15 protein-coding genes are annotated in these 14596 nt (G+C 32.7%); 11 read left to right on the forward strand and 4 right to left on the reverse strand.

The window, feature by feature from the left end:
* Positions 1-70 precede the first annotated feature (70 nt).
* Both ACJJV4_RS18705 and ACJJV4_RS18710 read right to left on the reverse strand, forming a co-directional pair.
* Complete coding sequence (locus ACJJV4_RS18705; protein ID WP_405296921.1) at positions 71-283, reverse strand: hypothetical protein; 213 nt, start codon at positions 281-283, stop codon at positions 71-73.
* 56 nt (positions 284-339) lie between these two features.
* Entirely contained in the window at positions 340-498 is a 159-nt protein-coding gene (locus ACJJV4_RS18710; RefSeq protein ID WP_405296922.1) for a hypothetical protein, read from the reverse strand.
* 409 nt (positions 499-907) lie between these two features.
* Between ACJJV4_RS18710 and ACJJV4_RS18715 the strand changes: the two genes are divergently transcribed.
* The 11 genes from ACJJV4_RS18715 (at position 908) to ACJJV4_RS18765 (ending at position 12146) form a co-directional block, all read left to right on the forward strand.
* Entirely contained in the window at positions 908-2251 is a 1344-nt protein-coding gene (locus ACJJV4_RS18715; protein WP_405296923.1) for a microtubule-binding protein, read from the forward strand.
* A 242-nt stretch (positions 2252-2493) separates the two neighbouring features.
* The gene (locus ACJJV4_RS18720; RefSeq protein WP_304404912.1) at positions 2494-3558 is read left to right on the forward strand and encodes a hypothetical protein; all 1065 of its coding nucleotides are present in this window, start codon (positions 2494-2496) and stop codon (positions 3556-3558) included.
* 76 nt (positions 3559-3634) lie between these two features.
* Complete coding sequence (locus ACJJV4_RS18725; RefSeq protein ID WP_405296924.1) at positions 3635-5596, forward strand: AAA family ATPase; 1962 nt, start codon at positions 3635-3637, stop codon at positions 5594-5596.
* The gene (locus ACJJV4_RS18730) at positions 5586-6173 is read left to right on the forward strand and encodes an NUDIX domain-containing protein (RefSeq protein ID WP_405296925.1); all 588 of its coding nucleotides are present in this window, start codon (positions 5586-5588) and stop codon (positions 6171-6173) included. Before ACJJV4_RS18725 ends, ACJJV4_RS18730 begins: the two co-directional genes overlap by 11 nt.
* 41 nt (positions 6174-6214) lie before the next feature.
* Positions 6215-6676: a lipocalin family protein gene (locus ACJJV4_RS18735; protein WP_405296926.1), complete on the forward strand. Its 462-nt coding sequence runs from the start codon at positions 6215-6217 to the stop codon at positions 6674-6676.
* A gap of 87 nt (positions 6677-6763) precedes the next feature.
* Entirely contained in the window at positions 6764-7999 is a 1236-nt protein-coding gene (locus ACJJV4_RS18740) for a DUF6638 family protein (RefSeq protein WP_405296927.1), read from the forward strand.
* Positions 8000-8081: 82 nt separating this feature from the next.
* A complete protein-coding gene (locus ACJJV4_RS18745) occupies positions 8082-8597 on the forward strand; it encodes a hypothetical protein (RefSeq protein WP_405296928.1) in 516 nt (171 codons plus the stop codon).
* 48 nt (positions 8598-8645) lie between these two features.
* Positions 8646-9059 (forward strand): hypothetical protein, encoded by a 414-nt coding sequence (locus ACJJV4_RS18750; protein WP_405296929.1) that lies wholly within the window; start codon positions 8646-8648, stop codon positions 9057-9059.
* A gap of 57 nt (positions 9060-9116) precedes the next feature.
* On the forward strand, positions 9117-10832 hold the full coding sequence (locus ACJJV4_RS18755) for a hypothetical protein (RefSeq protein ID WP_405296930.1): 1716 nt from the start codon (positions 9117-9119) through the stop codon (positions 10830-10832).
* Between the two features lie 100 nt (positions 10833-10932).
* Positions 10933-11427: a hypothetical protein gene (locus ACJJV4_RS18760; protein ID WP_405296931.1), complete on the forward strand. Its 495-nt coding sequence runs from the start codon at positions 10933-10935 to the stop codon at positions 11425-11427.
* Positions 11428-11717: 290 nt separating this feature from the next.
* Entirely contained in the window at positions 11718-12146 is a 429-nt protein-coding gene (locus ACJJV4_RS18765; RefSeq protein ID WP_405296932.1) for a peptidylprolyl isomerase, read from the forward strand.
* 271 nt (positions 12147-12417) lie between these two features.
* Here the strand turns inward: ACJJV4_RS18765 and ACJJV4_RS18770 are convergent, their stop codons facing one another.
* Both ACJJV4_RS18770 and ACJJV4_RS18775 read right to left on the reverse strand, forming a co-directional pair.
* On the reverse strand, positions 12418-13611 hold the full coding sequence (locus ACJJV4_RS18770; protein ID WP_405296933.1) for an ATP-binding protein: 1194 nt from the start codon (positions 13609-13611) through the stop codon (positions 12418-12420).
* Positions 13612-13774: 163 nt separating this feature from the next.
* Positions 13775-14560, reverse strand: coding sequence for a TIGR02757 family protein (locus ACJJV4_RS18775; protein WP_405296934.1), 786 nt, complete (start codon positions 14558-14560; stop codon positions 13775-13777).
* Positions 14561-14596: the final 36 nt, after the last annotated feature.

The following is a 14596-nucleotide window of genomic DNA, read 5'->3' on the forward strand; positions in this document are numbered from 1 at the left end:
TATAAAATAAAAAACGCTCACTTTTCGGTGGGCGTTTTTTGTTTGTAAAATTTATAGAAGATACCTTTTTTTAAGATTGCTTAGTTTCTGTTCTTAAAGTTCTCAATTCCGATTCTAATAAGGAATTTCTTTTTTTCAACTTGTATACCTTGTATATGTTTAGTGTTAACAAAACAAGAATGGTAATAAAAGCTATGGAGAGAATGGAAATTAGGCTATTTAAACTATTTACTAATTCCGTTGTGTTTTGTGCAATAGCGGTGGATGTTAAAAGTATATTCATGGGCTTAGGTTTTTATGTGGGATATAACTTTTAAATCATGCAAAAGTATATAAAAGCTAGTTTTTATCATACATATGACTTTGCGTAAAATCATTGTAAGGTTTATCTTTTTCGTCTTCTATTTGAGGATTCATGGCTTCTAATCGCTCATTTTCCTTCTGTAACTTGTAGGACTTTCTAACACCAAGGCATAACAGCGCAACAAAAAATATCAAGACAATAGTTAATACTGTAACAATTGCAGATTGAGATGCAAGAACAATTATAGGCAATAGCAGATGTAGTTGAAAATTCAACATAGGGTTCATAAAATCTAATTAATAGCACTTCAAAGATAATGTTTTTTTTATAAGGTTTTTCTTCTATTTAATTATTATTCAAAACTTTATCAACAATTTTTATCGTAAAATAAAGTACTAATATGTCTTTTTAATAAGTATTTCTATTATAAATTTAAAAAGGTTGTGTAACATTTTTAAAAAGTGGTAGACTTACATTGTGTAGAAATTAAAAGTGAAATATTTAAATCAAAAGAACTATATTTTAGTTTTACTTTTAGAACTCACAAATTTTACCGAAATTGCTTACGCAAAAATGTTTAATCTTAAATAATAAAGTATCAGTATGTCCGATGATTTTGATTTATTAGAAACCTCTTCCAACGAAAAAACAGAAAAAGTAGATGTCAATTGGGGAAAAGCCATAGACACCATGAAATCTAAATTGTCTCAAGAGGACGATCCAGAAGTGCGTCAAAAAATTCTAAATGCCACCTTGGATGATGTTGTTCATATGGCAGAAAAAGATCGTTCTACATTATTAGATGCAATTAAAGATTTAACAGACTATCAAGATGAAGTTGGTATTATGTTTGAGAAATTCTCAGCGTTAAATCCAACAGAACAAAAGGTGATAGATGATGCTCAAAAAGCATTAGAACGCGCCAGAGTAGAACTAGAAGATGCAGAAAATAAAGCAGATACTTGGTGGAATAACCTATGGGGACGTAAAAGTAAAATTAAAAAAGAACAAGCCGAATATAAAGAAGCAGAAAAAGTACGTGCAGGAGCAGATAACAAAGCAAAAGCCATGTTTCAGGAACGCATAGAAAGTGCAGATATACAAACACTTTTAAGCGAGCTATCTTATAAATCTCAAGCTGCAGTAACACGTTTAAAAAATCGTGAAGTAGAAATTAAAGAGGTTGAAGAAAAACTTAAAGACGCTATTGTAGAAGCTTCTAAAAACCATACTAAAGCTTTAGAGAAAAAGAAAGAAGTAGAAGGAAAGTTAGAAGAGCAGTACGCTTTATTAAAACAAGCACGCCAAGAACTAGAAGATATTGCCGATAAGCAATCTACCGAGTATTCTGAGGCTATTGGTAAAATGACGGCTTTAGAACAAAAAGTAGAAGAGTTAGAAGGTCTTAAAAATGCTTACACTACGCTGGCTGCCAGTAAAGATAGTTTCGTCCATAAGCATAATTTAACTATAAAAGTATTAACGTCTTTGCGTAGTAACTTGCAAACGCACCGTGCAAAATTAAAGTCGGATACAGAAGAGCGTCTTAAATATTACGATGGTTACGTTGTGGCTTTAAAAGCGAGAACAGATCAGGAATTTGCGGCAATTTTAGAGCATTTAGGTGTTAAAACAGATGAGCATATTGGTCAAACTCTAGCATCTATGCATACAGCAAGTGCTAAAGCGCGTCAAGACATGATGGATAATATTCCTGTACACGAAAAAGTTATGCAAGGTGTTTACAGTAGTTATGCCGAGGCTTTACAAGAAATTCGTGCAAAGGATGGCGAAATTCAAAAGAACTTTGCAGAGCGTTACGGTATTGACATGAAAGAGATTTTTGAAGATTATTATAAAGCAGATGCAAATACACCTGCAGACAATAATGGCGAGCCAACTCCAAAAGCAAAACCAGAAGCAGCCGAAGACGATTTGTTAAGTTAAAATAGTAAAATAAAGTTGAGCGTTTCTTTTTACAATACTACAAGTTTTTTTAAACCTTACAGTATTGTAAAAAGTCAGGCTTTCACTACTCGCTCCCTCCTAAGGTCGGGGAGCTTAAACAAGCCGTTCAATCCTTAACGCGGGGCAAATTGCAGAGGGGTTTATATACTTCCCAAAAACAATATCAACCGTAACTTAAAGCAAATAACTATCTGTAAAAGATTCATATTTAATTAAAATAAATGTCAATAAACCAAATAGTTACCCCATTAGACTCTGCCATTCTTGATTCCAAAGAGCAGTATGTCTTTTATCATAAAATGGTCGACTTTGTTTTTAAAGAACTTATAGTTGCCGTGCAAAGGCAAAAACTTTGTAACGATCAGGAGGTTCAATTATTCAAGCAATATTCAGATTTACTTTTATATTCCATTGAAGCCATGCGTATTAAATATATGTACGATGATGAAGATAATATGAAAGTCGATTTAACCGAGTCTGGTTTTCCAAATTATTTAGAATTCCGATATCTGTTTAACGATCTTGAGTTACGACAAGAATATCTAGAAAAGCTAACACCAATAGCAACTTTAAAAGAAGATTTTTTAAACACCTTAATGCATAAAAAACAACCCATTTCTAAACGGAAGTTGTTTCAAGCGGCATCTATTGTGTATTATTCTTCAGTAAAGAAAGAATATATTTTTAATCGTTTTGTACAAGGTAAAATATTAGGAGCGCCGCAAAACTCGGTAGCCGATTTGTTAGTAAGTTGGTCCTTTTTTGATGTATCATTAAATCGGCCGTTTGTTTGTTTTATGTATTTTAATTTCGATGGTACACGAATAAACGATTATAAAGATGAAATTTACGAGGTTTTAAAAACCACATCAGACCGTAAAATGTCGTTAGATACTATGGCGTATACCATAGATAGAAAATTACCAAAAGTATCACCAAAACTTATAAAGCGTGTAGATTTAGGTCCAATACACAACGTATTTGCAAAAGATGAAAATTTAGTAACCCATACTATTTTAGAATCTATTGGTAAAAAGGAAATTCCCTTAGAATCTTATGCCATTTCTTTAGAAATAGATGAAGTTGCATCTGGAAGTGAATTTAAAGAAGGTAGTTTTTTTAGCAAGCAAACCCTTCAAAAATGGGATACGGTATTTAAGCAAAAGTACATTTTTGCACCACACCGAATTATTCAATTATTATACAATAAAACGCCAGAGTTATTAAATGGTTTAGCGAAAGCACCTTTTGAAGTCTCAAGTTTAAAAATAGATATTAAAAAATAAAAAAGTATACAGTTGCAGTATTCAGTCTCAGTTTTTGGGACTGATTACTGAAAACTGAATACTGCCAACTAAAAAAATGGAACACAACTCAACTTTCCCGATAAAACTTACTGAACTCGATATGCTTCGTGACGAGGCTTCATCATACTTAAAAAGTGTGCAATGGGAACAAGGCTCAAGAGCGAAAAATAAAGATAAGGATGCTAAAGACGAATCTATTTTACTCTATTTATCTAGAGCAAATAGCGGTTCTTCAGTAGAGATTACCTCGGTTTCTAAAACGATTTTAGCCTTAAAAAAACGATTATTACCCGATTCTGTAGCGCTTCCTATTCATTTAAATCAAACTCTTTATGCTGTGCAAGAAGGGATTACTTTGGGTATTTGGATTAAGGATAGTTATTATGATGCTTCGGGATTATCTAGTTTAAACGAAAATAAATCGGCTTTAGATTCTAACGGAAAACGTGAGTTCGAAAGTAAAATGCATACCGCAACGGCATTCATGTTATTTTCAACAGCTTATAAAATTCTAAACGATTTAAAACCTTTTGCTTCAGACGATTTATCGGTTATGAAACAGAAATTTGCCGGTATTCCAGAGGTTTCATTGTTATCACCTTTAAAAGGGATTGCTTGTAGTTTGTTTTATTTTGATAAATACCTTGGACACCCGGAAATTGTAAAGTCTGATAAAGATGTTATCGATTTTACAGTGGTATATTTTGAGGCTTTAATTGGCGAAATTCAACTTAGAAAAAGTAGTTTAGAGTATACGGAAACCATTGAAGATAGAACGTATAAACTCGAAAAATCGGAATTTGCTATATCTGGCTGGAATAATGTGTTTTCAGGAACTGCCAAAAGTATTGAATTCAACAAAATAAAATTTGAACAAATTGTAGGTAACCGAGATGCGAAGCACTTTGCGCGTCGTTTAACAGAGCGTATGCTGAGTTACGATTTTACCGCAAAAAAGAATCCGTTTCAGGAACTTGGAGGGTTTATGCCGGTTTTTATGGGCTACGGAATTCCTGGTACAGGAAAGAGTATGCTTATTGCGGCTATTGCAACACGTCTAAAAGAGCATTGTGATAATTTAGAAATCCCGTTTTTGTTTCACCCGATGCCAGATACTTTAATTTCCACTTTTCAAGGTGGATCGGCAGAAAAAATGGTAGAGTGGATGAAACCGATGCAAGATCCTACAAAATTGATTTTCGCACCTATTGATGATGCCGAAAACAATTTACAAGAGCGTACAGCTCAAGGCGTATCTGCAGGTGTAAAAGAAGTTATTGGCGTGTTTTTACGGTATACAGAGGGCGCTTATGCCGTAAATTACGGTAACAGTTCTATTGGTTTGTTTACCAATTTACCAGAAATGTTAGATAAGGCCGTGATTTCTCGTGTACAAGGTCGTTTTAAAATTGATGGAGCCCGTACGGAACACGATTTTTTAGATCAAGATTACATTTGGTGGAATAAACTAAACCAATCTTTACCCGATTTTGTAAACATGGAAAACCCTGAAAGTTATAAGTATTTAAGCGATCAAGGGCTTTCTAAAAATATGGGGGAAATATTAAATACATCTAGTAAACCTAGTGAAGCGAGAGTACATGCTATTTGCGATAAGGTGGAAGCTAAATTTAAAAGTAACGAGCATTTGTTTTACGCTAATTTGTATCAAGAAATGCAAAAGGCTTTCCCGTTCTTTTCATCTCGTGATGTTAGAAATATTCAGTCGGCTATTTCTTTACGTCTAACCGATTTTGATTTAGAAGAAAGTTGGTTCGAAAACCCTGAAACTTATTTCAAACAAGATTACAACACTAAGTTTAATATGCTTCAGGAAGTGATGAAAGGGAATATGAAAGGTTTAGATTTCTCTGAAATTAGACGTCAGGAAGTAGTACGTTACTTAGATAACGTTGCCACTATTGCCGATACCGATTTTAAACGCAAAGTAGACGCTAGAGTAAACCAAATAAATATAGAAACCGCGGCAAGAAAAACTTTCGAAAATGGCATCTAAAAGATTAAAAAATATAAAAAGCACGTTGCTTTCTGATAATTATTACATTCTTAAAAAATTAAGTTTCGACTATTTAATGTCTAACCGTACTTGGGTTAACCAAATGCGCGAAGTTTACGATAGAGGAGACGGGGCGGGAATTTTACTTTACAATACCGAAAAACAGACGGTTATTTTAACTAAACAGTTTAGAATGCCTACGTATCAAAACGATAACGAGGATGGCTTTTTGGTAGAAATTACTGCTGGCATGTTGGATAAAGATAATCCGGAAGACTGTATTATTAGAGAAACCGAAGAGGAAGTAGGTTACCGTATAAATAAAGTAACCAAAGTTTACGAAGCCTATACATCGCCTGGTGTAATGACGGAGAAAATGCACTTTTTTATTGCTGAATATACCGATGATATGAAGGTGAGCGAAGGCGGCGGTGTAGAAACTGAAACTGAAGATATTGAAGTGCTAGAATTACCCATTGAAGAGGCGATAGAGATGCTTAATAACGGTGAAATTCAGGATATGCGTACTATTGTTTTGTTGCAGTATGCTATTATTCATGGATTGGGTAAAGGTTAAAAAAACATGACTTTTATTTAATTTAAACACTTAAAAAAAATATGAAAATAAATACATTACTATTTACAATATTAATTTCAATTTTAACTTTTAGTTCGTGTAGCGATGACGAAGACTCATCAACCGATTCTGATTTTTCTAATTTAATAGTTGGAATATGGGAAATCGATAAGCAATTATTAAATGATAATAATCTAGATTTTGAAGATGAGTGTCAGGCTATTGAGACAACTGAATTTAAAATGGATGGTACTTTTTATATAACAGAATTGGATCCAGTAGGAGAAGATTGTGTGGAGGCAAACCCATCTCTAGGAAATTGGACTATTCAGAATTCAACAATTACAATGAACTATTCTCAAGTTGGAGATTTAACTGTAGACGAAACTTATATTTTTGAGATTTTAGAATTGTCGGATTCTAATTTAAAAATAAAAACTGATTCAGTTGATATCGACGGGGATGGAGAAGCGGATGATTTTGAATTACAATATGTAAAATAAAATATTCCAAAATTTATTAATATTTCGGAACCTCAAATCAAAGTATACCATGAGTAACAATAAGCTCAAAGTATTAAAGAAATAAACATGCAAAAATTACTAGAAGCGAATTTATACCGAAGCGAACTCATTTCAGTGAGCGGGAAACTCGTCGAGCGTTACAATAAATGCTTGGTAAAGCTTGGTTTTTCGGAAACCAAATTAAAGTCTTTTCAAATTGATGGTATTGGTTGGAGCCCACAAGTAGCAGAGGAAAAGGGTGAAGTAAATTACCTAAATAACGGTGAAGCAAATCCGCATGGTATTATAATTTCGCCTTTACAAAAAGGGAAACCGGTGTATTTACCGTTTCATACATTCGATAGAGAACTCATGAAATTTGTATTTAAAATTCATGGTGATAAAATTAAAGATATCACAAGAGATTGTGCTATTTGTTTAGATTTCGATCAAGGTATTGATGTGTTTTACGAGCCTTTAGATGTTTTAAAGTACAAAACGATAAATATCCATTTTCATTTAATAAACGATTTGCTTAACGTTCAAAAACAGCAACGCGAACTGGTTAAAACTTTCAATAGAGATCAAAATTTCATAGATGAAAATATTCAAGCAACTTTATTACAATCTGCTAAAAAACATGGCGATTTACGCGAGCGCGATTTAGATTTACACGAACTTCAATATACCGCGAGTTCGTTCTATACACGTGCTTTTGGTGGTGTTTATGTACTGCGTGATTTTATTACGCCTATTGTTGTTTTTGAGGATGAAACCTGGCATAAGGAAGCTATAAAGGATACCAGTTACGAGGTTATGATTTTTCATATTTCACAACCTGAACTTATGGCTAAGCTTCGTGATCACGTTATTATAGAATGCGATTTGGAAGAGGTTGTAAAAGATAAACGTTATGAGCGCGTAAAAAAATACGAGATGGCATCGTATTTAAAAAATACGCAACACCCTATAAAAGATATTTTAAACGACCCGATTTTATATAAAAGTTATTTAAATAAACTCGACATTAAAGCACGTAAAAAGGTGATGAGTGTAGAGCGTTATTTAGAAAAACTAGAAACAAGTAATCAGTATAAAATTTCCGATATTGTAGATTCTAAAATGTACGAAGCTTTGCATCAACCGCATTCATCGCTATCAGCTAAACATCAAGATTTAATTTGGATGCTCTTGGTTAATATTTCACCTAAAGATGTATTGTTTTTATATTGGTTCGATAAAGAAGCGTTTTATAGTAGCTTTGAAACCTGGGATGAGTCTTTAAAAGATTGGGCAATAGAAACTATTAGTAACAATATTTAAAACAGAGAGACTTATATATTAAATAAGCATGTAATTTTTCCGCGAAAGCGATATAACATAGCATAATAACAAACAGAATAACATGACACTAGAACTTATAATTTTTATTGCAGCTATCCTTTTCGGAATTTTTATTTATTGGAGAGAGTCTAGAAATAATGGTCTTTACCGGTTTTTTAACAAGGTTATAAACTCTGAGGCATTGCAAATGAAACCTGACGATAAAACAGGTTTTGTGTATAAGCAATCGTTTTTATTACGCTTGGTTTTTATAGGTTTTCTCTTTCTTGTTGGTATTGTAATTGTTCGCTTTTTAGTTCCTATAGATGTGGCTACAATTTCTATATTCACTTCCATGATTGTTGGTACTATAGTAGGGACTTATTTGGCCAATTTTATATTTAAATCTAGTGAAGTTATTGAAGAGCAAACAGATTCTTTAGAAGATATGATGCACGATACTTTTGAAAAAGGTAAAGATTTTATTGAAGATTTAAAGAGTAAAGATAACGTTGAAATAGAAGCAGAAAAAATAGAGCAGCCTAAAGTCGAAGAGAAAAGCGCGCGAGAAAGATTGAAAGATAAGGGATTGTTGTAGAATTTTTTTGAAAAAAGGATGTTTTATACTATTTAAATAAATGGAATTGTGATTAACGAGAAAGATACACTGCTTAGAGAAATTCAACGCCTAACCTTGCTTTTAAAAACATTAATTAGTAAAATTATAGATGTTGAGCCTAGCGATATCGATGTTGCACTGGAGGAGATGGATACGGTTTTAAAAAGTAATTTCAACCTATCTTTAAAAGCTATGGCTATTATGCCTAGCGATGAGTTTACAACCGTAATTACAAGTCTCAATGAGGCACATGTAGAAGAATTAACGCAACTTATTTTTGAAGTTTTGAGAAAAGTAAACCAAACAGATAAAACAACTGGTTTTGATACCGTAGAATTGATTAAAAAAAATATACTTTTGATTAACTTTTTAGATGAAAACTCAGATACCTTTTCAATGGAAAGAATGGTAATGAAAAACACGTTGCAACAAGATTTATAATGATTTCGCGCTAAGTGTAAATCAAAACGAAAAGAATAAAAATTTTACAATACAGAAATGATTAAAAATTATTGGAATAAAGGAAAAAAACAAAAAACAGTAACCGTAATTGGGTTTATAATTTTACTGATTTTATTGTTTGTTTTACGAGACGATTACCAACCTGGTTTATTATTTATTAGAAAATACATTTTTGTAATTTTACTTAGTGCGGTAGTATTGTTTTTAGGCTTACGTAAGTTTAGAAATTCTGTAAGCACCGGCGGCAGATTGGGTATGCTTGCTGTTTTAATTGTATTCTTCGGTATATTATATGTGGTAGGGTGGCAGTTTCAAATGTACGACTACATGAAAACTTACAACGTGTTTAATCATTTAAATCGTGTTGAAATAAACGAATTGCCCTTAACCCAAAACGAACGTATACAGCCTATGCGTAACGTGTATTCTATGGCTAACGAAAGTGTTGGTGAAACTAAAGATGTTTCGCTTCCGCATTTGGTGCGTATTGGAAATGAAAACAAGTGGACTATGGCTATACAACCCACTGAAAAATACAGATGGCAAGGTATGACGGATAATACGGAAGAGGTTTTTGCTGTGTCGAGTACCACACCATTCCCTCGTTTTTCTAGTGAAAATCGTATTCCAGTAACATTTTCTATAGGCGAATCTTTGAAGTTTAGCCGAAACACTTACAATGCTGTCGTACAACGTTTTAATGTTTTTCAATTATTTACCATGGAACCTAGCGATACCTATTACATGAAAAATGATGCTGGTAAATGGGTAGAAGTGGTGAGTTTAATAAAATGGAAAGGCTTTTTGTTTCCATACCCAACCTATGGCGGTGTTATGGTTATTGATAGTGGAGAACATGATTTTAATGATTATATCGAGCGTATTTTAATAGGGAAGGGAACGTATATAAGTCCTGAGGAAATGAAAAATCATCCTTATTTAATAGGTCAGAATACATTGGCCGAAAAGGTATCACGTCTACAAGCTGAATCTTTAAAATTTTTAGGCGGTTTTAGCGATCCTTTACCATGGAATATGGAAACAGCTGTTAAGATTCCGAATTTGGCCGATGATCAAAACAAGCAACCTTTTGTAACCGATTTTAATTTTTCCGATACTAGTACAAATGCTTACAGTGGCCTTTACCATTGGTTTGGTTTAGAACCTGTAGGCAGTGAGCGTACCAGTTTATCTTATAGTGTTTTTGTACCTGCAGATGGTAGTAATGCTTTTTACTATTACGATCATTCTTCTAAAAAGGAAGGTTACGCAGGAGTTTCTGCCATGCCTTTAAAGGTTATTGAATCTCGTAAAGAATTCGATTGGTCTGTAAATAAGCCTGTGGAGTTTCGTCCGTATATAAAAGATATCGCAGGGCGTCGACGTATGTTTTTCTTAGGTACTATATCGGCAATTCGTGAAGATTCTAATAATTTCGATGGTTCTGCAACTCCAGATTTAGCATTAGTAGATAGTGAATATCGAGATGTAGTTTGGATTGATGTAAAACACCCGAGTCAATGGAATAAAACAGTTTACGACCAGCTAAACGAAGCTTGGAGATCTAGTGAAGGTATTGGTAAGTATTTTCTAGAAGAAACTAAGCAAATTGATGCTGTACAACAACCAACAGATTCTATAAAGCCAATGTCTAATGATGAGTTACTAAAACAACTTCAAGAAGAGAAAAAGGTATTAGAAATTGAAAAATTGAAGAAAGAAATAGATTCGCTAAAAGCAGCTTCTAAATAGAGCTTTAAAAACCTTTCAGAATAAGTATTCTGAAAGGTTTTTTTTGATTAAAACTGTAACATTTCATTCTAAATATCTACCTATATATTAAAGTTATATTATGGGAGGATACATGGGTTTAGGCTTACAGCAGTGGATTTATTCTAGAGATCCGCAAAAAAAGATGTTCAAAAAACAACCTTTGAAATCTTTTACTGCGTTACCCAAATATTCACGAACCTTTAAATTGCAATCTAATAGAAAAGAGAACAAAAAACTAAACGGGTTAATAACGATTCTTTTTGTTTTTAGCGCTTTACTATTGTCTATTTTTACAATTAATCACTTTGTAGATTATTCAGATAAACATAATCAAGATATCATCAACACTAAAAAGAAAAAAGATTTAGAAACGTTTTCATTTCTTGTAAATTCAGGAGAAAATCGTTTAATAAATAACCAAGCCCTTGGTGCATATTCTGAGTTTAAATTGGCTTATAATGTAAATCCAGAAAGTGAAAGATTGAATCAATTAATTATTGAAACACTAAGTGTACTTTGCTTTGATAATAATGAATTCTGTAAAGAACTAGACTATGCTTTGGAAGTTGAGTAAAAATTAAAAATGTCGCTAAAACTGTGTTTATCTGGCAAGAACTGACAGATTTACTGATTATTAAAATTTTTATTTCAAAAACTTATAAAAATCATCATTTACTGCTATTAAAGGGATACAAGTGGTTTCTTCTAATAATAATTTAGCAATTTACTAGTTTTTTAATATTCATTACCACATTTTGGCTTTTGGCTTGGTTTTGGTGGATACTTGTTTAGAAAGTTTAAACTAAAATATTTGCTGCGTAAGAATTATGCAAAGACTATTTTTAAAAAATTAAGTATTATAGTATGAGTCAAGTAAAAGAGAATAACACGGTAAAAGTAAATTACACAGGTAAATTAACCGACGGACAAGTTTTTGATAGTTCAGAAGGGAAAGAGCCAGTAGAATTTACTTTAGGACAAGGACAACTAATTCCTGGTTTTGAGAAAGGGTTAATCGACATGAAAGTGAATGAGAAAAAAACCATTACCATTGCTAAAGAAGAAGCATATGGCGAGGTTAATGCAAATCTAATTCAAGAGGTTCAAAAATCAGAACTTCCTCAAGAAATGGCTCCTGAAGTTGGTATGGGCTTAGTGTCTAGGTCTCCAGACGGTCAAGAATTTAATTTAGTTGTTGTAGAAGTTAAAGAAGAATCTATTGTTGTAGATGGAAATCATCCTTTAGCAGGTAAAGATCTTGTTTTTGATCTTGAAGTTTTAGAGATTAAATAAATACAACACTTATTTTATAAAAACCCGACCTTATTTGCTTAATGTTTTTAAGTAAATAAGGTCGGGTTTTATTTTTGTAGAAAACAATAATTTGGGCGTTACCCGAAAAGGGTCGGGCTTTACGTTACAAATCCTCGCAAGCCCAATTCCATTGGTCTCACTGTGGGTTTTTCACTGCAATCCCTAACGCAGGTATCTATTATACATCATTTTTGTACTGCTATTGTTTATTCCTATAACACAAAAAAGTAAAGCTTACCCTATTTAATTTTTACTTGGCAACATTAAAAGTAAAGGTGCTGCCTTTATCTATTTCCGATTCGAGTTTAATGGTTCCTCCCAATTTTTTAACTAAGTTTTTTACTGTAAACAAACCAATACCAGTACCCTTATTGCCTTTAACATCTACTTGGTTATTATTGTTAAAAAGTTTAAAAACTTGGTCTTGTTGCTCCTTTGCAATACCATTTCCATTATCTGTAACCGTAAATATGTAGTCGGTTTTATTTTCAGAGAAGTTTAAAATAACTTCTGGTTTGTGCTTGTTATTGTATTTAAAGGCATTATCAACTAAATTTATTAGTATTTGGGTTACTGCCGCTTTTATTATAAAAATATTATCGTTGTATGTGCCAACTTTAAATTGGTCGTGACTTAATGAATGGATCCGTTGTATGTCTTCAAAAACAGAATTTAACTGTACATATTCTTTATCAGCATTTAACAATTCACTAGCCTTATAATGAATTAGAATACCATCAATGTAATTTTTTAAAGACTCTGCGGACTCTTCAATAAAACTAATATACTCTATAGATTCACTTGAAAATATATTGGCTTCATCTTCTTTTAAAAAAGTAGTTAAAGACATTATGTTAGCTAAAGGCGATTTTAGGTCATGAGACACATGGCTGGCAAATTTGCCAAGTTCATTATTACGATCTAGTAATTCCTGTTTAGATTCAGCGAGTAATCTATTATTTAATCTTAAATCAAATAAATTTAAAACCTGTTTCGAGATTGTAATAAGTGCTTTCTGTTGCGTTTCAGTTAATTTTCTAGGTACGTGGTCATATACACATAAGGTTCCCAAAGCAAAACCTTCTTTAGTAATTAAAGGTACACCAGCGTAAAAAATAGCATTTACGCCATCAACGAGCGGGTTGTCTTTAAAGCGTATATCTTTTCTAGCATCTTCAACTATAAATATATCATCTTGTAAAATGGCGTGTCCACAAAAAGAAATGTTTCGCGGAGACTCTTGTATATCGATACCATGATGTGATTTTAAAAAATTACGATCAGAATCTAACAGTGTTATTAATGAAATAGGAACTTCACAAATAGTAGCCACCAAGCTAGTTATGTTATCGAAGTCACTTTCCGGTAGCGTATCTAGTAGTTTATATTGATTAAGTTGCGCAAGGCGTTCTCTTTCATTTTTAGGGAAATCTGGTGCTATCATTTTACTGAGTCTTTAGGGCTGAGTGCTCTTTATGATACGAAAATAATGATAATTTAGTTTTAGCATTATCAAAAACTTACTAAAACGGTTAAATTAAAGAGAGAAATGCTTTATTGTTAAAAAAAACTTGAATTCGTCTATTTTTTTTGAAAAGATCTAGCTGCTAAAAACCTTCAAAAACACCCAATCCAAAAAGAGCAAAATCGTATTTTACGGGATCGGCTTTATCCAGTTTTCTTAAATTTGTGTCTAATTCAAAAAGCGCTTTGGCATCGTTTTGTTTTCGATCTAATAGTCCTAGTTTGCGAGCAACATTTCCAGAATGCACATCTAAAGGACAGGATAGTAGACTAGGCGATAAGCTTTTCCAAATACCAAAATCTACTCCTGTATTATCATCTCGAACCATCCAGCGTAAAAACATGTTAATGCGCTTTGCGGCCGATTTCCTTAATGGATCGCTCACATGTTTTTCGGTTCGTTTTAGATGATCGATCTCGAAAAAAGTACGTTTAAATTCAGATATAGAAGTTTGTAAAAAGGCATGGTCCGCATGTTTAGCGAAAACAGCTTCTAGACCGCCATGGTTTTTATAAATATGCTGTAGTGATTTTATAAATTGTACACAATCGTTACCATTAAAAGTGCGATGCACAAAAGGTAGAAGCCTCTCTAAATCGTCTTCGGTATGGTTTAGAACAAAATCGAAAGGGGAATGATCTAAGAGTCCCATTAATTTATTAGCATTGTTAATAATACTTTTTCTATTTCCCCAAGCAATGGTTGCGGCAAGAAACCCAGCAATTTCTATGTCTTCTTTTTTAGAGAATTGATGAGGAATTTGAATGGGATCGCTATCAATAAATTTAGGACTATTAAACTCGTAAACCTTGGTGTCTAAAAATTCTTTAAGTTCTTGTTTGGTTAGTTTTTTCGATTTCTTTGTCATAATAAAACAAAAATATTGTAATAAGTTGACTTTTCA

It is taken from the genome of Algibacter sp. Ld11, from assembly GCF_045066735.1.
GTDB lineage: Bacteria > Bacteroidota > Bacteroidia > Flavobacteriales > Flavobacteriaceae > Algibacter.

Coding starts and splice junctions, on each gene's coding strand:
- ACJJV4_RS18740 (WP_405296927.1), top strand. CDS start 6,764: ATGCAAAAATTACTAGAAGCGAATTTATACCGAAGCGAACTCATTTCA.
- ACJJV4_RS18725 (WP_405296924.1), top strand. CDS start 3,635: ATGGAACACAACTCAACTTTCCCGATAAAACTTACTGAACTCGATATG.
- ACJJV4_RS18770 (WP_405296933.1), bottom strand. CDS start 13,611: ATGATAGCACCAGATTTCCCTAAAAATGAAAGAGAACGCCTTGCGCAA.
- ACJJV4_RS18775 (WP_405296934.1), bottom strand. CDS start 14,560: ATGACAAAGAAATCGAAAAAACTAACCAAACAAGAACTTAAAGAATTT.
- ACJJV4_RS18760 (WP_405296931.1), top strand. CDS start 10,933: ATGGGAGGATACATGGGTTTAGGCTTACAGCAGTGGATTTATTCTAGA.
- ACJJV4_RS18705 (WP_405296921.1), bottom strand. CDS start 283: ATGAATATACTTTTAACATCCACCGCTATTGCACAAAACACAACGGAA.
- ACJJV4_RS18730 (WP_405296925.1), top strand. CDS start 5,586: ATGGCATCTAAAAGATTAAAAAATATAAAAAGCACGTTGCTTTCTGAT.
- ACJJV4_RS18755 (WP_405296930.1), top strand. CDS start 9,117: ATGATTAAAAATTATTGGAATAAAGGAAAAAAACAAAAAACAGTAACC.
- ACJJV4_RS18745 (WP_405296928.1), top strand. CDS start 8,082: ATGACACTAGAACTTATAATTTTTATTGCAGCTATCCTTTTCGGAATT.
- ACJJV4_RS18765 (WP_405296932.1), top strand. CDS start 11,718: ATGAGTCAAGTAAAAGAGAATAACACGGTAAAAGTAAATTACACAGGT.
- ACJJV4_RS18715 (WP_405296923.1), top strand. CDS start 908: ATGTCCGATGATTTTGATTTATTAGAAACCTCTTCCAACGAAAAAACA.
- ACJJV4_RS18735 (WP_405296926.1), top strand. CDS start 6,215: ATGAAAATAAATACATTACTATTTACAATATTAATTTCAATTTTAACT.
- ACJJV4_RS18720 (WP_304404912.1), top strand. CDS start 2,494: ATGTCAATAAACCAAATAGTTACCCCATTAGACTCTGCCATTCTTGAT.